This is a genomic window from Gordonia sp. B8661-1 (assembly GCF_059427765.1).
Genome location: NZ_JCAHRL010000001.1, coordinates 350,440 through 370,975, shown reverse-complemented (window position 1 = coordinate 370,975; position 20,536 = coordinate 350,440). Strand labels below are relative to the sequence as shown.

The 20,536-nt window shown below is 66.1% G+C and carries 18 protein-coding genes; 8 read left to right on the top strand and 10 right to left on the bottom strand.

What is annotated here, in order from left to right:
• Positions 1-438: 438 nt before the first annotated feature.
• Both AC4JJG_RS01735 and AC4JJG_RS01730 read left to right on the top strand, forming a co-directional pair.
• Positions 439-1,017: a transglycosylase SLT domain-containing protein gene (locus AC4JJG_RS01735; RefSeq protein WP_495399235.1), complete on the top strand. Its 579-nt coding sequence runs from the start codon at positions 439-441 to the stop codon at positions 1,015-1,017.
• Positions 1,018-1,086: 69 nt separating this feature from the next.
• Positions 1,087-1,713, top strand: coding sequence for a hypothetical protein (locus tag AC4JJG_RS01730; RefSeq protein ID WP_495399236.1), 627 nt, complete (start codon positions 1,087-1,089; stop codon positions 1,711-1,713).
• Positions 1,714-1,728: 15 nt separating this feature from the next.
• Here the strand turns inward: AC4JJG_RS01730 and AC4JJG_RS01725 are convergent, their stop codons facing one another.
• On the bottom strand, positions 1,729-2,337 hold the full coding sequence (locus tag AC4JJG_RS01725; protein WP_495399237.1) for a TetR/AcrR family transcriptional regulator: 609 nt from the start codon (positions 2,335-2,337) through the stop codon (positions 1,729-1,731).
• Between the two features lie 204 nt (positions 2,338-2,541).
• Between AC4JJG_RS01725 and AC4JJG_RS01720 the strand changes: the two genes are divergently transcribed.
• The 3 genes from AC4JJG_RS01720 to AC4JJG_RS01710 all read left to right on the top strand — a co-directional run bounded on the left by AC4JJG_RS01720 (position 2,542) and on the right by AC4JJG_RS01710 (position 5,899).
• A complete protein-coding gene (locus tag AC4JJG_RS01720; protein ID WP_495399238.1) occupies positions 2,542-3,687 on the top strand; it encodes a phosphotransferase family protein in 1,146 nt (381 codons plus the stop codon).
• Positions 3,687-4,787, top strand: coding sequence for an Rv3169 family protein (locus tag AC4JJG_RS01715; RefSeq protein ID WP_495399239.1), 1,101 nt, complete (start codon positions 3,687-3,689; stop codon positions 4,785-4,787). Before AC4JJG_RS01720 ends, AC4JJG_RS01715 begins: the two co-directional genes overlap by 1 nt.
• A 128-nt stretch (positions 4,788-4,915) precedes the next feature.
• Positions 4,916-5,899, top strand: a complete 984-nt coding sequence (locus AC4JJG_RS01710) for a TauD/TfdA dioxygenase family protein (protein WP_495399240.1) — start codon at positions 4,916-4,918, stop codon at positions 5,897-5,899.
• A gap of 64 nt (positions 5,900-5,963) precedes the next feature.
• Here AC4JJG_RS01710 and AC4JJG_RS01705 read toward each other — a convergent pair whose 3' ends face one another.
• The 5 genes from AC4JJG_RS01705 to AC4JJG_RS01685 all read right to left on the bottom strand — a co-directional run bounded on the left by AC4JJG_RS01705 (position 5,964) and on the right by AC4JJG_RS01685 (position 10,246).
• Positions 5,964-6,950 carry a glycine betaine ABC transporter substrate-binding protein gene (locus tag AC4JJG_RS01705; RefSeq protein ID WP_495399241.1) on the bottom strand — a complete coding sequence of 329 codons (987 nt, stop codon included), beginning with the start codon at positions 6,948-6,950 and terminating at the stop codon, positions 5,964-5,966.
• Entirely contained in the window at positions 6,947-7,684 is a 738-nt protein-coding gene (locus tag AC4JJG_RS01700) for an ABC transporter permease (RefSeq protein WP_495399242.1), read from the bottom strand. The genes AC4JJG_RS01705 and AC4JJG_RS01700 overlap by 4 nt, the downstream gene beginning before the upstream one ends.
• Positions 7,681-8,982 (bottom strand): ATP-binding cassette domain-containing protein, encoded by a 1,302-nt coding sequence (locus AC4JJG_RS01695; protein WP_495399243.1) that lies wholly within the window; start codon positions 8,980-8,982, stop codon positions 7,681-7,683. The genes AC4JJG_RS01700 and AC4JJG_RS01695 overlap by 4 nt, the downstream gene beginning before the upstream one ends.
• Complete coding sequence (locus tag AC4JJG_RS01690; protein ID WP_495399633.1) at positions 8,979-9,623, bottom strand: ABC transporter permease; 645 nt, start codon at positions 9,621-9,623, stop codon at positions 8,979-8,981. The genes AC4JJG_RS01695 and AC4JJG_RS01690 overlap by 4 nt, the downstream gene beginning before the upstream one ends.
• Positions 9,624-9,823: 200 nt before the next feature.
• Positions 9,824-10,246, bottom strand: a complete 423-nt coding sequence (locus AC4JJG_RS01685) for a nuclear transport factor 2 family protein (RefSeq protein ID WP_495399244.1) — start codon at positions 10,244-10,246, stop codon at positions 9,824-9,826.
• Positions 10,247-10,291: 45 nt separating this feature from the next.
• Here AC4JJG_RS01685 and AC4JJG_RS01680 point away from each other — a divergent pair, with 45 nt between their 5' ends.
• Entirely contained in the window at positions 10,292-10,999 is a 708-nt protein-coding gene (locus AC4JJG_RS01680) for a TetR/AcrR family transcriptional regulator (RefSeq protein ID WP_495399245.1), read from the top strand.
• Positions 11,000-11,041: 42 nt separating this feature from the next.
• Here AC4JJG_RS01680 and AC4JJG_RS01675 read toward each other — a convergent pair whose 3' ends face one another.
• The gene (locus tag AC4JJG_RS01675; RefSeq protein ID WP_495399246.1) at positions 11,042-11,845 is read right to left on the bottom strand and encodes a dioxygenase family protein; all 804 of its coding nucleotides are present in this window, start codon (positions 11,843-11,845) and stop codon (positions 11,042-11,044) included.
• An 82-nt stretch (positions 11,846-11,927) separates the two neighbouring features.
• On the opposite strand from AC4JJG_RS01675, the gene mfd reads away from it, so the two are divergent.
• Complete coding sequence (gene mfd / locus AC4JJG_RS01670) at positions 11,928-15,512, top strand: transcription-repair coupling factor (protein ID WP_495399247.1); 3,585 nt, start codon at positions 11,928-11,930, stop codon at positions 15,510-15,512.
• Between the two features lie 204 nt (positions 15,513-15,716).
• Here the strand turns inward: mfd and AC4JJG_RS01665 are convergent, their stop codons facing one another.
• A complete protein-coding gene (locus AC4JJG_RS01665; protein ID WP_495399249.1) occupies positions 15,717-16,793 on the bottom strand; it encodes a M48 family metallopeptidase in 1,077 nt (358 codons plus the stop codon).
• Positions 16,794-17,000: 207 nt separating this feature from the next.
• Here AC4JJG_RS01665 and AC4JJG_RS01660 point away from each other — a divergent pair, with 207 nt between their 5' ends.
• Positions 17,001-17,888: a nucleoside triphosphate pyrophosphohydrolase gene (locus AC4JJG_RS01660; RefSeq protein WP_495399250.1), complete on the top strand. Its 888-nt coding sequence runs from the start codon at positions 17,001-17,003 to the stop codon at positions 17,886-17,888.
• A 128-nt stretch (positions 17,889-18,016) separates the two neighbouring features.
• On the opposite strand, the gene efeB is transcribed toward AC4JJG_RS01660, so the two are convergent.
• Together efeB and efeO are read right to left on the bottom strand one after the other, a co-directional pair.
• Complete coding sequence (efeB, locus tag AC4JJG_RS01655; protein ID WP_495399251.1) at positions 18,017-19,327, bottom strand: iron uptake transporter deferrochelatase/peroxidase subunit; 1,311 nt, start codon at positions 19,325-19,327, stop codon at positions 18,017-18,019.
• Positions 19,324-20,532 carry an iron uptake system protein EfeO gene (gene efeO, locus AC4JJG_RS01650; protein WP_495399252.1) on the bottom strand — a complete coding sequence of 403 codons (1,209 nt, stop codon included), beginning with the start codon at positions 20,530-20,532 and terminating at the stop codon, positions 19,324-19,326. The genes efeB and efeO overlap by 4 nt, the downstream gene beginning before the upstream one ends.
• Positions 20,533-20,536 lie beyond the last annotated feature (4 nt).

The following is a 20,536-nucleotide window of genomic DNA, read 5'->3' as shown; positions in this document are numbered from 1 at the left end:
CGGAAACGCTCGTCGTGCTAACAAATTCTGTGACGCCCGACACACTTCCCGGAAAACCGTAACATGCCTGGTCAGGTGCACTTTATCGACACTTTCGGAGGCAACGACACGCGGGGAATCGGCCGGTTCCCGTCCCGTCCGTGTTGGCATTTCCGGCGGATGTATATCAATCTGTTACCAGACGCGAAGCGCGGATCGACGTGTTGCTCACGATCTGAGTGACCTTCCGGTCCACCAGGATGCGCAGTCGCGATCGTAGCGAGGCGGCGAGATCGTTCATCTCCGGCCCGCCGCGCGGTGTGGAGCCCGGGCCCGGCGGCCCGCTCTTGTCGCACACGTTCAGCCGGTTCGTGATGCTGACGCTCGGCAGACCCCCTCCGTCACTTGCCGACGCGCCGCGATCTGCCCGTGCCGTCTCACGTGTGAGGAATTGAAGTCATGTCTGCTGTCTCGAAGTCGAGTCGTGTCCGAAATAAGTCCCGACTCCGCAAGCACGGCGCCTCGGTGGCCATCGCCATCGCAGTGGCCGGCGGAGCCGCCGCGTCGGTCGGCGTGAGCGAAACCGCCAACGCAGGTCCCTCGGCGGCCGCTGAGCCCGTCCAGGCACCCGTTCCGGCCCCCGCGCCCTCCATTCTGCCGCTGGCGGCCGCGAACCCGCCCGAGGTCAAGCACGCACTCGGGAACGTCGACATCTACCCGAATAACCTCGACGGCTGGATCCAGGAGTCCCTCGACATCCTCGGCAAGCGCGGTATCCCGGCGTCCTACGAGGGCATCAAGCGCAACATCATGCGCGAGTCGACCGGCAACCCGCGGGCCATCAACAACTACGATTCGAACGCCGCCAAGGGAATTCCCTCGAAGGGTCTGCTGCAGGTGATCGATCCGACGTTCGCCGCCTTCCATGTGCCGGGCACCCCCTTCGACATCTGGGATCCGGTCGCCAACATCACCGCCGCCTGCAATTACGCGGCACACCACTACGGTTCGATGGACAACGTCAACTCCGCGTACTGAGTCATCGGTTCCATCAGGGATTTCGTGTCTCGAGTTGTGAGGCCCCTGCCAATGTAGTTGACTCGTCACATGACTGTCACCCGACTGCGGGGAGTCGTGGCGGTGGTGCTGACGCTGGTCGTCAGTGCCGGTGCCGTCACTGCCTCGGCCACCGCCAAGCCGTCGAATATGCTGAACGGCAAGACTTCTCGGTCCTCCGAAGCATGCGTGATCAAGGCGGGTGACGCCCGGGCGACTGTGGCGACATTGCTCGACGCCTGCTCCGAAGATCAGATTCTGGCGTTCTTCGCCCACGCCACTGCGGGTGCGCCACCTGTCGGTCGCGTGCCGATCGCCCTGCTTCCGGTCTTCGTGGCCCGGGGGCGTTCTCTGCCGTATGGCGCGGCAAAGTTACTGTCCACCAACCAGAATGCCTTTGGCAGGACATTGACCTTCAGGTCGTTGTCCGGCGGCGTCACCTGGGTGCACAAGGACTATCTCTGGGGTCCTGACGCCGGTGGCCGGCTGGAACGGCGAAACTCGATGATCGACGGAAAGCCGGTGTGGGCGGCAGATTTTCGCCGCGACTTCGCCGGAGTGCCGGTCAGTATCCATGAATACCGGCAGCTGACGCCCACCGTGTGGATCGGGCGGGATCTCGGTGGTCTCGATGCCGATCCGGCCAGGCTCACCGGGGGTGCGCTCGCCCTCGGGTGACCTCACTTAGGGGCGTCAGTTCCCGGAGGACAACGACTCGGCCGCATAACGGGCGGCGAGTGCGAACCGATCGCCGATCTCGAATGCCGGATCCTGTTGCCAGTAGCGGATTGTCGAGAGATAGACGGCACCGACCATCTGTGCCAGGAAGTCGGCGGGAAAGTCCGTGCGGACCTCGCCGCGTTCGATTCCGGGTTCGATGATGCGGAGGATCTGCCCCGTGAAGATCCGGCCACGCTCGGCCAGTAGTTCGGGGGAGGACGATATCCGTTCGATCTCGCCGGTGACCGTGCGCAGATAGCCGGGCAGTTCCTCGGCCTCGCGGATGAAGTCGGTGAACAGCGCGACGATCCGGTCGGCCGTGCTCATGTCGCGAGCCAGCAGGTCGTCGACCGCGACGGTGAACGCCTCGATATGCCTGCGGTAGAGCGCGGTCAGCAGGTCGTCCTTGCTGGGGAAGTAGTTGAAGAACGTCGCCCGCGACACCGCGGCGCGCTCGGCGATCTCCTCGACGGTGCTGGTCGTCCCGCGCGTCGCGAGCAGGTACCGTGCCGCGTCGAGAAGACGCTCGCGCGTCTGGCGCTTGTTCAGTTCGCGCCGTCCGAGGGCGGCTTCGGTGCTCATCGCGGGTTCATCCCCCTTGCGTCGTTTCCGCTCCCCGTCCGGTGTCTCACCGTACCGTGACCGCACACTTGTTCATCGCATGTCGCTTTACCTGGTGTTTTGCCGATTTCCTTGTCAATTTCTGAACTCTGGTCTAATTTTAGCCGCAGAGTCCAAACTGTGGTGGGGCTCACAATACTGGCTCGGATCACACGAGGGACACACATGAGCGACACAGCAATGCCGGAGGGCGTGGAAGCCACCATCCGCACCACCGACACCGATCTCGACACCGTCGGAACCGTTCTGGCGGATTGGCTCGGCCACCGTCTGGGGACCGCCGAGACCCCACGAATCCGCAATCTGTCCCGGCCGGAGCATTCCGGGATGTCGAGCATCTCGGTGCTGTTCGACGCCGAGTGGACCGATGCGGACGGCTCGGAGCAGAGCGCCGCGCTGGTCGCACGACTCGCCCCGGAGGCGTCGGCGTTCCCGGTTTTTCCCGGTTATGACCTGCAATTGCAGTTCGATGTCATGCGCGCGGTCGCCGGACACTCGGACGTACCCGTGCCCCACGTGCGCTGGGTGGAGACCTCCCCGGACGTTCTCGGCACGCCGTTCCTGGTGATGGATCGCGTCAATGGTGTGGTGGCCGTGGACAATCCGCCGTACGTCTTCGGCGGCTGGCTCTACGACATGGATGCCGGGAGCCGGCGTGCGGTGCAGGAGGCCGCGGTGCGCGTGATGGTCGGTGTGCACGGCATCGACGCGCCCGCTGAGGCGGTTCCGCAGTGGGCGTCCCTGGCCGGGGGCGACAGCCTCCGCCGGCACGTGGACAACGAGCGCGCCTATTACGAGTGGACTCGTCGCGACGACGGCATGCGAATTCCGGTGCTGGAACGTACTTTCGACTGGCTCGAGGACAACTGGCCCGACGAGCCGTCGCCGGATGTGCTGTGCTGGGGCGACGCACGCGCCGGCAACATCATGTATCAGGGTGTGCAGCCGAGTGCGGTACTGGACTGGGAATCCGCCGTGCTGGCACCGCGTGAGGTGGACCTCGGATGGTTCATCGCTTTTCACCGCATGTTCCAGGACATCGCCGAGACGTTCGAGATGCCGGGACTTCCGGACATGTTCCGGCTCTCCGACGTGGTGGCACAGTACGAGGCCGAATCCGGTGTGGCAGTGCGTGATCTCGAGTTCTATCTGCGTTACGCGGCCCTGCGCCACGGCATCGTCATGTCTCAGATCGAGCGTCGGCGCATCCATTTCGGCGAGGTCGAACCCCACGAGGATCCGGACCACTACGTCATGCACCATCCGATGCTGTCGGCGCTGCTCGACGGCACGTACCACTGGGAGAAGTGATGAAACCCCATCAGCTCGACGAATATCCGGTCCACCAGGCACCGCTGTCCATGGCGCGGACGGCCACCACGGACCGGAACTTCTACGACCGCAACTACTTCAACGCACACGACCGCGACGGCGGCCACTTCCTCGTGACCGGCTTCGGCGTGTATCCGAATCTCGGTGTGGTCGATGCCTTCCTGACCGCACGCAGGGGGGACGAGCAACTGTCGGTGCGGTATTCGGACGCCTACGACCAGCGCTCCATGGACATGTCCGTCGGCGGCTACCGGCTGGAGGTCATCGAACCGCTGCGTAAGGTCCGGCTGATCTGTGAGCACGAGCGACTGTCCGCCGACATCACGTGGGACGGCAGCTACGACGCCATCCTCGAAGAGCTGCACACGAATATGGATGGACCGCGGCCCATCCTGGAGGCCACGCGTTTCGCTCAGGTGGGCACCTGGGAGGGGACGGTCTCGGTCTTCGGGGAGGACATCACCGTCGACCCCGAGGTGTGGCTGGGCAGCCGCGACCGGTCGTGGGGTATCCGGCCGAGCGGGGACGCCGACCCGGCGGGCCGTCGTGCCGACGAACCGCGCGAAGGGCATTGGTGGACCTATGTGCCACTGCGTTTCGACGACTACATGCTGATGATCATCGCGCAGGAGAATCCGGACGGCTATCGCACGCTCAACCATGCGACGCGGGTGTTCACCGACGGCCGCATCGAGCAACTCGGCTGGCCGCGCTTCGAGACCGACTACCGCAGTGGCACCCGGATGCCCACGGCGGTACGGATTTATCTCACCACACCGAGCGGTGAGGAGCTGGTGGTCGAGGTGGAGCCGATGACGCACGTCAACCTCAATCGCGGTTGCGGATACGTCGGCGATCCCGACTGGGGACACGGGGTGTGGAAGGGCCGCAACTGGTCCGAGGCCCGCGACTACGATCTCTCGTCCGCCGACTACCTGCAGATGCTGCCGTACGGCACACTCGACCACGTCGCGCGCGCCACGTGCAACGGCGATGTCGGGTGGGGGATGTTCGAGCACGGTGCACTCGGACGTCACGATCCGTCGGGATTCGTCGGCTGGGTCGACATGGCGCCGTGACGTTCACGGGGGCAGTTGCGATCAGCGTGACGCTTTAGCTCGTGGGGTCGCCGGTCGGAATGGTCAGATCACGTCGGTTGCAGTGAAACGAGATCGACCATCGAATGGCGACGACAAGGAGTTCGGCGATGACAGTGGCGCAGATCGAGGACGTGACGGATCGGGAGCGGGCGGCACGAGAGGTGTACCGCGACGCCGGGATCACCGTGACCAAGCTGGGTGAGCACATCGGTGCGCGCATCGACGGTGTCCGGCTGTCCGGGGATCTCCCCGACGAGCAGGTCGAGGCGATCCGCCTGGCGCTCGCGGTCAACAAGGTGGTGGCCTTCCGCGAACAGCATCACCTCGACGATGATGCGCAGTACGCGTTCGCCGAGCGGCTCGGTGTGCCGACGGCGCCCCATCCGACCGTCACCTCACGGGGCAGTCAGCTCCTCACCATCGAGGGTGCGGCGAACAGCTGGCATGCCGACGTCACGTTCGTGGATCGCATCCCGAAGGCGTCGATCCTGCGCGCGGTGACCCTTCCCGCTTATGGGGGCGCCACCACCTGGGCGTCCACCGTGGCGGCCTACGAGTCGCTGCCGAAACCATTGCGGGAGCTCGTCGACAACCTGTGGGCGACGCATACGAACCTGTACGACTATGTGCGGCAGACGGAACCGAGCGGCGGGATCGACGCGGTGCGGAAGAAGGAACACTACGAGGAGTTCGTCAGTACGGAGTATCAGACCCTGCACCCGGTGGTGCGAGTCCATCCGGAGACCGGGGAACGCGCGCTCCTGCTCGGGCATTTCGCGAAGGAGTTCCGTGGTCTCCGGAGTTCCGAGTTCGAGCCGCTCTTTCGTCTGGTGCAGGATCGGATCACCAAGCTGGAGAACACCACTCGCTGGAACTGGGCGCTCGGGGATGTGGTCATCTGGGACAACCGCGCGACGCAGCACTACGGGATCGCCGACTTCGGTGACCAGGCGCGTGAGCTGCATCGGATCACGTTGAGCGGCGACGTGCCCGTCGACATCAACGGCCGGTCGAGTCAGGTTCTGCAGGGCGATGCCTCACGGTATTCACCGCTGGAGGAGCCGCGCCGATTGCCGCTGTACGCGGCCTGATCATCCCGGCTTTCGCCGCCCCGGGGAGCCGCCCGAAGGCACCCGGTACGGCACTGAACGCTCGTCAGTCCTTTACGAGCCCTTCGGATTTCAGCCAATCGAACGCGACATCGGACGGATCCTCGCCGTCGATGTCGATGCGGCCGTTGAGATCCTGCATGATGTCGTCGGTGAGCCGGTCGGAAATGGTGGCCATCAGGGAACGGATCTCGGGGTATTGGTTGATGACCGCCTCGCGCACCACCACGGTGCCGCTGTAGGGCAGGAAGTACTTCTTGTCGTCGACGAGGACGGTCAGATCGAGATTCTTGATCCGGCCGTCGGTGGTGTACACCATGCCGAAGTTGCACGGCGCGCTTCGCGCGGTGGACGTATAGACGACACCGGAATCCATCTGTGTCACATTCCGGCCGGGAACACCGTTGGGCTTGTTGTAGGGGATGCCGTACGCCTCGAGCATCGGCAGGAATCCGTCGGAGCGACTGAAGAACTCGTCGTTGATGCAGAAGGTGCGTTCCGCGACGGGCAGGCGCGCGATATCCGACATCGTGCGCACGCCGAGCTTCTTGCCCTGGGCGGAGGCGACCGCGAACGCGTACGTGTTGTTGAAGTTCGCGGGTGGCAGCCAGACGAGGCGGTTCTGCTTCAGCTCGGTGTCGTGGACCCGCTGCCAGAGCTCCTTGGGGTCGGCGATGGTCTCGGTCTGATGCAGATAGTTCACCCATGCGGTGCCGGTGTACTCCCACAGCAGGTCCGCGTCGCCGTTCAGCTGTGCCTGACGTGAGGACGCCGATCCGGGTGCGTTGGTGAGGTCGGTGACGTCGGCGCCGGCCGCCGCGAGGTAGGTCGCCGCGATCTTGCCGAGCAGCACACTCTCGGTGAAGTTCTTGGATGTCACCGTGATTCGGGCACCACTCAGAGGTGTGGCGCCGTCGGGGAGGGACGCGGAGCGGAACGTGCCCGACGAACTGACCAGGCCGCAGCCGGCGAGAAGGACCAGGACGGCGATCAATGCGGGGACGCCGCTGTGGCGCCGGATGGTTGACGTCATGCGAGCCCCCGTGGGGTTGCGGCGAGTTCGACCAGGCGGGCCAGCCAGTCGATGCTCAGGGCGAGCAGTCCGACCAGTACGGCGCCGGACACCAGCAGTTTGGGCAGGAAGAGGGTGACGCCGGTGGTGATCAGCGTGCCGAGGCTGGTGGCACCGATGAACGTACTCAGGGTCGCGGTGCCCACGAGAATGACCAGTGCCATGCGGACACCGTTGAGAATGACCGGCACCGCGAGGGGCAACTCCACCTGGAACAGGGTCCGCGCCGCGGAGTAGCCGATACCGCGGGACGCCTCGATGGTCCGTGGATCCACCTGTCGCAGACCGACGATCGTGTTCTGCAGAATCGGCAGGATCGCGTAGACCACCAAACCGATGACGGCGGTCTTGAATCCGGTGCCGAGCCAGAAGGTGAACAACACCAGCAGGCCGACGGCCGGTGCGGCCTGGCCGATGTTGGCGAAGTTGACGGCGATCGGGTTCAGGCGTTTGAAGGCCGGGCGCGTCAACAGGATTCCCGCCGGGATCGCGATGAACACCACGATCACCGTGGCCACCCCGGTCAGCTTGATGTGCGCAATGATCGTGTTACGCAACGTGTCCCAGTTCAGGGAGGCCTGCTCGGTCTCGGTGAAGGTCGTCGACTGGTACCAGACGATGAATCCGATGAGCAGCGCGGCGATGATCAACGCCTCGAACCACACATCGGTGGGTAGTCGTCGTAGCCGGGTCATGACGGGGTACCGCCGCCGGCACCGGTGTCCGGCTGTGCGCCGCCGATGTCGTCCTCGTCGTCGGCGAGCACGATGACCGGCATCTCACCGGTGTGCGTGCCCTCCTCGTGTTCGCGGTAGCTGTCCTCGGCCTCGTCGGAGCGGGCCTCCGCGAGCTGGTCGCGGATGACTTCCATGACGGCCTTGATGGTCAGCGCACCGATGGCCGCGCCGCGCCCGTCGGTGACGATCACGCCGCCCTGACTGGCCGCCAGCATGGTGTCGAGCGCGTCGTTCAGCGTCGACGAGCGTGCGACCACCGGCAGTCGCCGGTCGATGTAATCCGAGATCTGCGGTTTGGCGGCGATTTCGGCCAGCGACGGCCATGCGCGTGGATGCCCGGCGTTGTCGACGACCACCACCCATGTGCTGCCGTCGGCGGTCGCGCGGGTGAGTACCTCGCCGGTGGGCTCACCCACGTGCGCGATCGTCACCGGATCCAGTTCGACGTCCCGGACGCGCGACAGGGTGAGGCCGGCGAGTGTGGCGCCGGAGCCGATGAACTCCTCGACGAACTCCGACGCCGGATTGGCGAGGATCTCCTCGGGCGTCGCGTACTGCTCGATGTGGCCGCCCTCGGAGAGGATGAGGACCTTGTCGCCGAGTTTGGTCGCTTCCTCGAAGTCGTGGGTGACCACGACGATCGTCTTGGCGAGTTCATGCTGGATCGCGATCAGGCTGTCCTGCAGTTTGAGTCGGGTGATCGGGTCGACCGCACCGAACGGCTCGTCCATCAGGAGGACCGGCGGATCCGCGGCGAGCGCCCGGGCCACGCCGACACGCTGCTGCTGCCCGCCGGACATGTCCTTGGGGAGACGGTTTGCGAACTCCGCCGCGTCGAGACCGACGAGATCGAGGAGGTAGTCGGTGCGTTCGGCGATGCGCTTCTTGTCCCAGCCGAGCACCCGCGGGATCGCTCCGATGTTCTTCGCCACCGTCCAGTGCGGGAAGAGTCCGCCGGACTGGATCACGTAGCCGATGGACTGGCGGAGCTTGTCCGGATTCTCGCGTGTGACATCGCGATCGCCGATGAAGATGTGTCCCTCGGTGGGCTCGATCAGGCGATTGATCATCTTCAGGGTAGTGGTCTTGCCGCAGCCGGAGGGGCCGACGAAGGCCACGATATGTCCGGCCTCGATGTCGAGGTTGAGGCGCTCGACGGCGGGCTTGTCCTGTCCGCGATAGCGTTTCATCACCCCGTCGAGACGGATGGACTCACCCGTGACAACGCGTTCTGGGCTGGTTTCGGTGTTCGTCATGCGAGTCCTTTGGAGATGGTGAGGCGTCCGAGCAGGGCGAGTAGTCCGTCGAAGACCAGCGCCACGATGACGACGAGAATTGTTCCGGTCAAAGCCATTTCGAGCGCGTTGGCACCGCCCAGGCGGGACAGTCCGGTGAAGATCAGTGAGCCGAGGCCCGGTCCGAGGACGTAGGCGACGATGGCGGCCACGCCCACGATCATCTGCGTGGACACCCGGATTCCGGTGAGAATGACCGGCCACGCGATGGGCAACTCCACCGACAGCAGAATCCGCCAGCGCGACAACCCGATTCCGCGTGCCGCCTCTACCACCGACGGCGGTACCGAACGGAGGCCGACGACCGCGTTGCCGATGACGGGCATGGTGGCGAAGAACGCCAGCATGATGAAGGACGGTACGACACCGAGTCCGAACGGCACGATCAGCAGTGCCAGCAGGGCCAGCGACGGAATCGTCAGTGCCACGCGGCTACTCGTCAGAGTCAGCGCGGACGCGAAGGGCAGTCGGTAGACGGCGACGGCGATGACCAGGGCCACCACGGTGCCGACGAGGACCGTCTGAAACGCCAGCGAGGCATGCTGATACGTGAGAAAGGTGAGATTGGCGGCGTGGCCGCTGACGTAGTCCCACAGGTGCACGAGATTCCCCTCGTCGTGGCCCGGCGCGACGACAAGTGAGATCGCGTGCCCCCGCACCGGATCAGTACCAGGCCTGTCGTCACTCTAGACGCAGCACGCCCGGATCGTTGCGATTTACGCGCCGACGGTGGGCATCTGGTGCTCGAAGGCGGTCGCGACCTGCGTGGATAGCGGTGCGTGGCGCGGCGCAAGAGCTGCGATCAGCTCGATTTCAGCGTTGTGTCGAAGCACTTTTCCTCGGTCCGGGTGTGGATTCGCCAGCCGTCGGGGGTCAGAATCCACGTGTCGCGGTACCAGATTCCGATGAGGAAGGTCGTACCGTCGTGCACCTGCATGGGATTCAGGCAGAGCGTCCGTGAACGGGCGGTATCGCCCTCGATGGTGATCTCGTGGTTGCCGACGAGGTGGCAGTAGGTGCTGAATCCCGGAAGCACCTGCGCGAGCCATTCTTTCACCTCCGGCAGGGTGCCGACGATGCCGTCGACGGCGCTGTAGTCGATGACGGCGTCGGGAGTGAATACCTGATCGAGGTCGTCCCACCGGCGTGCGTCGACAGCGGTGGCGTAATCGGTGATCACCTGCTGGATCTCGAGCCGGGCGGAGATCTCCTCGATGGACAGCACGACTTAGGATTACCAGGAAAGTCCGTGCGTCGTTAGGGTATCGGTATGGCAGTCAGCCGTCCCGCAGATTCGTCCGACGAGGTGCAGCGAGCACCCCGTACGCGAATGACGGGCCCGCAGCGTCGACTGCAGCTCATCGAGGTGGCCCGCGGGCTCTTCGCCGAACGCGGTTTCGAGGGGACCTCCATCGAGGAGGTCGCCCAGCGCGCCGGCGTCTCCAAACCCATCGTGTACGAGCACTTCGGTGGCAAGGAGGGCCTCTACGCGGTGGTCGTCGACCGCGAGATGGACACTCTGCTGGAGATGGTCACGTCGTCGCTGACCAAGAATCGTTCGCTCTACCGTATTCAGCAGGTGGCGCTGGCACTGCTCACCTATATGGAGGAGCGCACCGACGGATTCCGCATCCTGGTCCGCGGCGAGAGCAGCAATACGGGCGAGACCGGCACCTTCTCAAGTCTTCTCAACGACGCCATCAGTCAGGTCGAGCACATCCTCGCCAACGATTTCGAGCGCCGCGGCTTCGATCCGGAACTCGCGCCCCTCTACGCGCAGGCACTCGTCGGTATGGTGTCGGTGACCGCGCAGTGGTGGCTCGACGTCCGCGAGCCGTCGAAGGAGGTCGTCGCGGCCCATCTGGTGAACCTGTGCTGGAACGGCCTCACCCGCCTCGATCCGGACCCGAAGCTCGTCGGCCCCGACTACGTCGAGCCGACCGACCGTACGACCGTCGACGACCCGCCGAACCCGTAGGCACGCGCAAACTCGCGCTCACGCTATGAGATGCGGGGTGCGTCAGGCCAGCACGAGGGAACGTTTGGCCAGGCCCATCCAGAAGCCGTCGATGACCTGGTCGGGTTTCTGCTCCACGTCGTCGCTGGCACCCAGTGCGACGAACAGCGGCGAGAAGTGTTCGATCGTCGGATGCGCGTAGGGCATGCCGGGCGCACGGTTGCGGAAGTCGATGAGTGATTCGACGTCGCCCGCGGCGAACCGTTCGTGCGCCCAGGCGTCGAATTCCACCGACCAGCCGGGCGGGGTGGCCTCGGGTCGCGGGTCGGTGAGATAGGGCAGACCGTGTGTGGTGAAGCCGGAGCCGATGATCAGGACACCCTCGTCGCGCAACGGGGCGAGGCGCCTGCCCAGTGACAGGAGCTGTTCGGGGTCGAGGGTGGGCAGCGAGATCTGCAGCACCGGGATGTCGGCCTCGGGGTACATGACGGTGAGCGGCACGTAGGCACCGTGGTCGAGGCGGCGCTGCGGGTCGTGGGCGATGGGTTCGCCGTCGGGCATCATCGCGGCCACCCGCCGGGCCAGGTCGTCGGCGCCGGGGGACCAGTAGGTGGTCCGGTAGAAGCGATCCGGGAATCCCCAGAAGTCATAGGTCAGGGGTGTGGTGGGATCGGTGGAGCCGATGGTCAGCGGCGCCGCCTCCCAGTGCGCGGACACCATCAGGATGGCCGTCGGCCGATCCAGCCGGCCGGCCAGTTTCTCCAGCTGAGCGACCCAGCGCTCGCTGTCCACCAGTGGTGGCGCCCCGTGGCTCAGGAACAGTGCGGGCTGGCGCGTGGGATTCTCGATGCTCGTCACACAGGGCATAACAGGACCGCGGTCCGTTTGATTCCGCGGCGGTGGTGACGGGGCCGGAATCCTGTCGGCGGCGTTCCCTAGAATTGACGGAGTGTCGACTCCTCCCGCCCTGCACGGGCTCGCCCAGGTGACCTGTGCCGACAAGGCGATCACCGATCTCCTCGCGCGCCGCGACGAGCGTCGTCTCGACATCACCGCCCCCGATGCGGCCCGTCCGTTCGTCGCGGCCGCCCTGGCCGAGGTCGGATCGTCGCCGCTGCTCGTGGTCTCCGCCAACGGCCGGGAGGCCGACGACCTGACCGCCGAACTCGGTGAGCTCCTCGACGATCCGCGTGGTGTCGCGCAGTTCCCGTCCTGGGAGACCCTGCCGCACGAGCGGCTCTCGCCCAGCGCGGACACCGTCGGTCAGCGCCTCGCGGTCCTGCATCGCCTGACCCATCCCGCCGACGATCCGGTGCCGCTGCGCGCCGTCGTCACCACCGTGCGGTCACTGGTGCAGCCGATGGCGCCGGGCCTCGGATCCGTTCGCACCATCACTCTCCGCGAAGGCCTGGAGACCGACTTCGAACAACTCCTCACCGACCTCGTGGAGATGGCCTACGAGCGTGTCGACATGGTCGGGCGGCGCGGCGAGTTCGCCGTGCGCGGCGGCATCCTCGACGTCTTCCCGACCACTGCGGATTTCCCGGTGCGCGTGGAGTTCTGGGGCGACGAGATCACCGAGATGCGCGCCTTCTCGGTGGCCGACCAGCGCAGCCAGCCGGAGATCGACGCGTCGGTCGTGCGTATCCATCCGGGGCGGGAGCTCCTGCTGACGGCGGCGGTGCGGGACCGTGCGGCCGATCTCGCGGCCCAGCACGCCGACGACCCGTCACTGGGGGACATGCTCGCCAAGCTGGCCGAGGGCATCCCCGTGGAGGGTATGGAAGCGCTGATCCCACTGCTGGTCGACGGACCGATGCAGATGCTCACCGAGGTGGTGCCCGACGGCACCGGCATCCTCCTGCTCGATCCGGAGAAGATCCGTACGCGCGCAGGTGATCTCGCGCAAACCGGTGCCGAATTCCTGGAGGCCTCGTGGACCGCCGCCGCGATGGGCGGCGACGCCCCGGTGGACGGCCGCACCTCATCCGGCCCCGGCATCGACCTGCAGGCCAGCGCCTACCGGTCGCTCGACGAGGTGGAGCGCACCACGCTCGCCGCGGGACGTCCGTGGTGGACGATGAGTCCGCTGGCCACCGGCGAAGAGGACGAGGTGGGTCTCGCCCTGACGGCGGGGCCCGCCCCGCGTGGGCACGACGACGAGATCGCGGCCACCTTCGCATCATTGCGTGCGCATGTGTCGACGGGCGGCACCGCGGCAATCGTGGTGGCGGGCAAGGGAACCGCCCAACGAGTGGTCGAACGTCTCCGCGAGGCCGAGGTGCCCGCGGAGATCGCCGAACCGGGATCGCGCCCCGATGCGGGCCACGTGTCGGTCTATCACGGGACGCTGCGCCACGGTGTCGTCGCACCCGACGCCGGCCTGGTGATCGTCACCGAGGCCGACCTGACCGGCAACCGCGTCGCGAGCGTGCGCGACGGTCGTCGTCTACCGGCCAAACGGCGTAATCAGGTGGACCCGTTGGCATTGTCCGCGGGCGATCTGGTCGTCCACGATCAGCACGGCATCGGCCGTTTCGTGGAGATGATCGAGCGCACCGTGTCCGGGGCACGTCGCGAATACCTGGTGCTGGAATACGCCTCCACCAAGCGCAACCAGCCCGCCGACCGCCTGTACGTTCCGATGGACGCGCTGGATCAGTTGTCGCGCTATGTCGGTGGCGAACAGCCGTCATTGTCCAAGCTGGGCGGCTCCGACTGGCAGAACACCAAACGCAAGGCGCGCAAGGCCGTTCGCGAGATCGCGGGCGAGCTCGTCCAGTTGTACGCGGCGCGCAACGCGGCTCCCGGCTACGCATTCAGCCCCGACACCCCGTGGCAGCGGGAGATGGAGGACGCCTTCGACTTCACCGAGACGATGGACCAGATGACGGTCATCGGCGAGGTGAAGGCGGATATGGAGAAGGCGGTCCCGATGGACCGGGTGGTCGTCGGTGACGTGGGCTACGGCAAGACCGAGATCGCGGTGCGCGCCGCCTTCAAGGCCGTTCAGGACGGCAAGCAGGTCGCCGTTCTCGTGCCGACAACCATTCTGGCGCAACAGCATCTGCAGACCTTCACCGAACGGATGGAGGGATTCCCGGTCAAGGTGCGCGGGCTCTCCCGGTTCACCGACGCCAAGGAGTCCAAGGAGATCATCGACGCGATGGCCTCGGGCGACGTGGACATCGTGATCGGCACCCACCGGTTGCTGCAGGCCGGCGTCACCTGGAAGGACCTCGGCCTCGTGATCGTCGACGAGGAGCAGCGATTCGGCGTCGAACACAAGGAACACATCAAGGCGCTGCGTACCCACGTCGACGTGCTCACCATGTCGGCGACCCCGATCCCGCGCACCCTGGAGATGTCGATGGCCGGCATCCGCGAGATGTCGACGATCCTGACGCCACCCGAGGAACGTCACCCGGTGCTCACCTATGTGGGCGGCTATTCGTCGAAGCAGGTGGCCGCCGCCATCCGCCGCGAACTGCTGCGTGACGGCCAGGTGTTCTACGTGCACAACCGCGTCTCGACCATCGACAAGACGGCCAAGGAGATCGCCGAGATGGTGCCGGAGGCCAGAGTTGTTGTGGCACATGGACAGATGGGCGAGGAGCAGCTCGAGCGCACGGTCGCCGGATTCTGGAACCGCGAGTACGACGTGCTGGTGTGCACCACGATCATCGAGACCGGCCTCGACATCTCCAACGCGAACACCCTGATTGTCGATCGGGCCGAGAACCTTGGTCTTTCGCAGCTGCATCAGCTTCGGGGCCGCGTGGGCCGTAGCCGTGAACGCGGCTACGCCTACCTCCTGTACAGCCCGGAGAAACCGCTCACCGAGACCGCCTACGACCGTCTGGCGACCATCGCGCAGAACAACGAACTCGGCGCCGGTATGGCCGTGGCGCTGAAGGATCTCGAATTGCGCGGCGCCGGAAACGTTCTGGGGGCCGAACAGTCCGGGCACGTCGCCGGTGTCGGCTTCGACCTCTACGTGCGGCTCGTCGGCGAGGCGGTGGAGGCCTACCGTGCGGCCGCCGACGGTCAGCCCGTCACCAGCAGTGAACCCGCCGAGGTGCGGATCGATCTGCCGGTCGACGCGCACATCCCCGTCGAGTACGTCGACTCCGACCGCCTACGGCTCGAGGCCTACCGCAAGCTCGCCTCGGCCGGTGATGACGAGGCCGTCGACGCGGTGCTCACCGAACTCACCGACCGGTACGGCGAACCGCCCGAGGAAACCCGTCGCCTGGCGGCCATCGCACGGCTGCGGCTGCGTTCTCGGGAGCGGGAGGTCGCCGAGATCGGTATCGCGGGAACCGGAGTCAAGATCGCGCCGATGAATCTGCTGGACAGCGAGCAGGTCCGGCTCAAGCGCCTCTATCCGGCGGCGGGTTACCGCGCCACGACCTCGGTGGTCACGCTGCCGATCCCGCGGACCGGCGGCGTCGGCTCCGAACGTCTCCGCGACGACGAACTCATCGACTACCTGACGACCTTCCTCAAGCAGATCAAACCGATCGAGAAGTGACGCTCCGGGTCTCGATACGACCACTCGCTGCGCTCGCGGTCTACTCGACCAGCGGTTGGTATCCGCTGATCTAGTGGCGCCGGTTTCTGCTGATCGAGTAGCGCCGACCCTCCCGTTGATCGAGTAGCGCCGAGGCGCCGACCCTCCCGTTGATCGAGTAGCGCCGAGGCGCCAGCCGAGGTGCGTATCGAGATCCCCGGCCTCTCAGTCGTTGCCGTAGCGGGACTTCGCGTTCGACCGCCAGTCGGAGAACTTGCGGTTGACGTTCTCCGCGACGTCGAAGGCCGCCTGTCCGACTCCGTCGACGACACCGCCGAATCCCTCGCGAATCGTCGTGATCAGCGGATCCTCGGACTCGTCGAAGTTGTCGCGGTAGGTCTTTCGCGCGGCATCCACATCGTCGGCGAAGCGTGCCGAATCGTCGTCCTGCCGACGGGGATACGCGCCGGAGATGATCTGTCCGTACTCGCCGCGATCCACCCACCGATTCAGCTCGGCGGCGCGCAGAACCGAGAACGGATGCGACTGCATCTCCAGGTTCAGCAATTTGAGGACGCCGTCCCGGAGGTCGCCGGTGCGCTCGTACTCCTTGGCCTGGGCGAGGAAGGCCTGGGTGTCCATCTGATCCAGGTGTTTGCCACCGGCGAGCTTCAGTTCGACGCGAAGTGCGGTGTCGAGATCCTGCGCACACAGCAAACCCGCACGGTCGCCGGATAATTCGGCCTTACGCTGCCACTCCATGAGCGCCGCGACGACTGCACGTAGCGCCCAGCCGCCGAGCGGGATGAACCCGATGGATGCGGCCAGGCGGGTCAGATGCATGAGCATCGTGCGGTAGACCGCATGCCCGGACATCGCGTGGCCGAGTTCGTGACCGATGACGAATCGGAGCTCGTCGTGGTCCATCAGTTCGTAGAGGCCGGAGGTCAGCACGATGAAAGGTCGGTCCATCCCGATGCAGATGGCGCTGGCCTCCGGGGACTGCGTGATGAACAGTTCCGGCTTCACCGGTGCGTCCAGTGTCTCGACGCACTGGTCGAGCAAGGTGTCGAGATCGGCGAACTGCCTGCTTCCCACGCGAGCCGAACCGGCCAGGTACAGCAGACGATGCTGACGTTCGCGGAGCAGGCCGGACAGTGTCTTGAGGATCTGGTCGAAGCCCTTCAGCTTGCGCAGCGCGGTGAGAGCGGTGCGGTCGGCGGGGTGCTCCCAGGCGCGAGTGGAGATGCCGGGGAAAGTCGCACGAACCGGAACGGGTGCGGTGTTCGCTGCAGGATCCATGCCGATAGCGAACCATGGTCGCGTCACGAGGGATATCGGTCGTCTGATCGACCGACGTGGCGTAACCGTCACCGATCCGGCGAGTTACGGCCGGGATCCGGGCGTTCGGCGTCATATCGGTGACGGTTACGCCACGTTCCCTCCCCGGAGTTCGCCGCTCCAGGCGTTAGGTTGGAGAACGACGGTGGTGAGGGAAAGGCGGCGACGATGACGGTGGTGCTCCTCGATCCGCGACGGCCGGAGCTGATCCCGGTGCGCGCTCTGTCGATGCTGACGGGGCCGGTGACGGTGACCGAAGACGTGCCGGCAGCCGTGCTGTGGCAACTGAGCGCGACCGCTGCCGGTGCCGGGGACGATCCGTCGGTGCCCCTCGTCAGCACGGACGCCGAACATCCGTTGGTACTGAGGCGGATCGCCGCCGGGGACGAGGTGATCGGTGCGCCGGAGGCGCCCGGCGCGGCTCTCGTCGAGGCGGTGTCGTTGATGGATACGTTGCGGCGGAACGGGCCGTGGGAGAGCCGCCAGACGCACCAGTCGCTGCGCCGCTATCTGGTCGAAGAGGTCTACGAGGTCCTCGACGCCATCGACTCCGGTGACGCCGACGACCTGCGCGAGGAACTCGGGGATCTGCTGCTGCAGGTGCTCTTTCACGCGCGCATCGCCGCCGACGATCCGTCTCATCCCTTCGACATCGACGACGTGGCACGCAGTTTCGTCACCAAGGTGTCCCACCGCACTCCCGGGGTGCTCTCCGGTGCGCACGCCGATCTGGAGACCCAGATCCGGGAGTGGGAGGAACGCAAGGCGGCGGAGAAGGCGCGCGGCTCGGTGCTCGACGGTATCGCGGCCACCGCACCGGCACTCGCTCTGGCCCAGAAGGTGCTCGAGCGGTTGGAGGCCGCCGACTTCCCGGTCGACGCCGTCGACGAGGAGATCACCACGGTGGCCGTGGAGACCGGCGGCGACAGCGTGGAAGAGACCACGCGGCAACGTATCCGGGCGCTGATGCGCCGGGTCCGAGACGCCGAACGGCGTGCCGCCGACGACGGGGTGATGCTCGATTCGCGCGACGCGTGGGAGCGCTATCTGGAATGAGTGGCGGGTCTCGATAAATGAGTGTCGGGTCTCGATACGCGGGCTCGCTGCGCTCACACGCTACTCGACCAGCAGTAGCCGCTCGCTGATCGAGTAGGCCCCGAGCGCAGCGAGGCGCCGTATCGAGATCACTCGAAGAGGTGCTGCCCCCACCATTCGCCGTCGCGCACACCCGGCGGGATCGCGAAGACGGCCGAGGCGTTGGGGACCAGGTATTCGGTCATGGCGTCGCGGCGCGACAGTTCCTGCTGCATCGGGACGAACTGTTTCCCGGAGTCGCGGTTGAACGCGATGAAGAACAGTCCGGCGTCGAGGTGGCCGAATCCGTCGGAGCCGTCGGTGAAGTTGTAGCCACGGCGCAGGATGCGGACGCCACCGAGGTTGTCCGGATGTGCCAGCCGCACATGAGAATTGCGCGGGATCACCGGTGCGCCGTAGGACGTGATCCGGAAGTCGGGTTCGTCGAATTCCTTCTGCTGGCCGAGGGGTGCGCCGGAACCCTTGTGCCGGCCGACGACCAGTTCCTGTTCGGACAGGTTCGCGCGATCCCAGGGTTCGATGTCCATACGGATGCGGCGTGCGACGAGGTAGGTGCCGCCCGTCATCCACTGCGCCTTCTCGGGGTTGTCGTCCTTGCCGACCCACACCCAGCGGTCCAGGAGGTCGGTGTCCTCGGCGTGCAGGTTCGCCGTACCGTCCTTGAACCCGAACATGTTTCGCGGGGTGTCCTGCGACTGGGTGGTCGACGAGGTGCGGCCGAAACCGAGTTGCGACCACCGGACAGCGACGACGCCGAGGCCCATCCGGGCGAGGTTGCGGATGGCGTGCACCGCGACCTGCGGATCGTCGGCGCAGGCCTGGATGCAGATGTCGCCGAAGGAGCGGGCGGGTTCGATCTTCTCCGCTGCGAAGGCCGGAAGGTCCACGAGCGCAGCGGGTTTCCGGTCACCGATGCCGAAGCGGTCGGGCCGGTTCGGGTCGGCGGCGGACGGTCCGAACAGCCCGGGGCCGAATCCGATGGTGAGGGTGAGACTCGACGCACTGAGGCCGAGGGCTTCGCCGGTGTCCGACGGCGGGTGGTATTCGCCCTTGTCGACGGCGCCGCCCTCCTCGGTCTCCTCGCCGCGTGTCATGCGTTCGGCGGCGGCGGTCCATCGTTTGAGCATGGCGACGAGTTCGTCGCGGGAGTCGGTGATGACGTCGAAGCTCGCGAAGTGCAGGCGATCCTGCGCTGCGGTGATGATGCCGGCCTGCCGTTCGCCACGGAACGGCACGATGTGTGGATCACCGTCGCCGCTGTCACCCGCGGTGGCGCGGCCGACGGCAATGCCGCCGGCCGCGGCCGCGACCACCCCGGCGCCGGCACCACCGATCAGCGCCCGCCGCGAAAAGCGGTGGCGCGACTCGGTTTCCGTCGGTTCCGGGGTGGGATCGGTCATTCGCCGAGCACCAGCCCGGGCACCTGCGACAGCGTGGCCGACAGTGCGTCGATCTTGTTCGAGAGTTCCTTGCGCTGTTCCGGCGTGACCTTGGTGTAGGTCACGTAGCCGTCACCCTCACGCAGCTTGTTGATGGCGTCACGGACATCGGCGAACTGCGCGGTGATCTTGTCCATCAACTCGGGGCTCTTCTTCGAGATGATCGGCTCCATCTCGGCGATCAGCGTTTCGGCGCCGTCGACGTTCGCGGCGAAATCGTAGAGGTCGGTGTGGGAGTACCGATCCTCCTCGCCGCCGACCTTGGTGGCCGCGATCTCATCGATCAGCGCCTGCGGGCCCTGCACGAACTGGCGGGTCTCGAAGGTGAAGTCCGGCTTGTTCACTTCGGTCTTCAGCTTGTTGACGTTCGCGAGCAGACCGTCGGCGGCCTTCGCGATGTTGTCCTTGGTGTCATTGGCCTTGGCATGTTCGGCGTCGGCCGGTGCCACCTGGTCGGGCTGATCGCCGACGTCCTGCGGCTGCGGCGGCCACAGGTAGCGCTCGAGACGGTGGAAGCCGGTGAAGTCCTGCTTGCCGTCCTCGGTGTCGTCCCAGCGCATGTCGACGGCCGGGTCGAGATCCGGGAAGGACTCGGCGACGGGCTCGATGCGCTCGTAGAAGGTGCGTACCTGGCCGAACTGGGCGCGGGCGGCGTCGAGGTCACCGGACTTGATGCGGTCGACGAAGACCTGGGTCTGTGCGGCGAGACCGTTGACCTGTCCGCGCACGTATTCGAGGTACCGCTCCTTGGCGGCGTTGACGTCGGCGGGGACCTCGGCCTTGTCCTTCTTCTCGCCGGTGACGGTGATCTCCTGGCGGATGCCGGTGCCGACCATGCCGGGCTTGCAGGCGACGCTGTAGGTGCCCGGTTCGACGATTTCCACGGTCAGATGACCGGTGATGCCGGGGCCGATGTTCTCGACCTCCCCGAGCACGCGGTTGTTGTTGCCGTAGACGTAGAACTCGGTGACCTTGGAGCCGTTGTTGGCGACCGCGAACTTGACGTTGCCGGTCTGTGCCTCGGTGCTCGCGAGATCGCAGGAGTCATTGGTGGAGGTGACGGCGATGGCGTCGGTGCTGCTGTCCTTCTCGGTGCAGCCGGCCAGCACGAGCGGCCCGGCGGTCAGCGAGAACAGAGCGACCGCGGTGGTGATTTTCGGGTTCACCCGG

What these genes read in the sequence shown, in the direction of transcription:
- AC4JJG_RS01735 (WP_495399235.1), top strand. Translation starts at nt 439, where the DNA reads ATGTCTGCTGTCTCGAAGTCGAGTCGTGTCCGAAATAAGTCCCGACTC.
- AC4JJG_RS01730 (WP_495399236.1), top strand. Translation starts at nt 1,087, where the DNA reads ATGACTGTCACCCGACTGCGGGGAGTCGTGGCGGTGGTGCTGACGCTG.
- AC4JJG_RS01725 (WP_495399237.1), bottom strand. Translation starts at nt 2,337, where the DNA reads ATGAGCACCGAAGCCGCCCTCGGACGGCGCGAACTGAACAAGCGCCAG.
- AC4JJG_RS01720 (WP_495399238.1), top strand. Translation starts at nt 2,542, where the DNA reads ATGAGCGACACAGCAATGCCGGAGGGCGTGGAAGCCACCATCCGCACC.
- AC4JJG_RS01715 (WP_495399239.1), top strand. Translation starts at nt 3,687, where the DNA reads ATGAAACCCCATCAGCTCGACGAATATCCGGTCCACCAGGCACCGCTG.
- AC4JJG_RS01710 (WP_495399240.1), top strand. Translation starts at nt 4,916, where the DNA reads ATGACAGTGGCGCAGATCGAGGACGTGACGGATCGGGAGCGGGCGGCA.
- AC4JJG_RS01705 (WP_495399241.1), bottom strand. Translation starts at nt 6,950, where the DNA reads ATGACGTCAACCATCCGGCGCCACAGCGGCGTCCCCGCATTGATCGCC.
- AC4JJG_RS01700 (WP_495399242.1), bottom strand. Translation starts at nt 7,684, where the DNA reads ATGACCCGGCTACGACGACTACCCACCGATGTGTGGTTCGAGGCGTTG.
- AC4JJG_RS01695 (WP_495399243.1), bottom strand. Translation starts at nt 8,982, where the DNA reads ATGACGAACACCGAAACCAGCCCAGAACGCGTTGTCACGGGTGAGTCC.
- AC4JJG_RS01680 (WP_495399245.1), top strand. Translation starts at nt 10,292, where the DNA reads ATGGCAGTCAGCCGTCCCGCAGATTCGTCCGACGAGGTGCAGCGAGCA.
- AC4JJG_RS01675 (WP_495399246.1), bottom strand. Translation starts at nt 11,845, where the DNA reads ATGCCCTGTGTGACGAGCATCGAGAATCCCACGCGCCAGCCCGCACTG.
- AC4JJG_RS01665 (WP_495399249.1), bottom strand. Translation starts at nt 16,793, where the DNA reads ATGGATCCTGCAGCGAACACCGCACCCGTTCCGGTTCGTGCGACTTTC.
- AC4JJG_RS01660 (WP_495399250.1), top strand. Translation starts at nt 17,001, where the DNA reads ATGACGGTGGTGCTCCTCGATCCGCGACGGCCGGAGCTGATCCCGGTG.
- efeB (WP_495399251.1), bottom strand. Translation starts at nt 19,327, where the DNA reads ATGACCGATCCCACCCCGGAACCGACGGAAACCGAGTCGCGCCACCGC.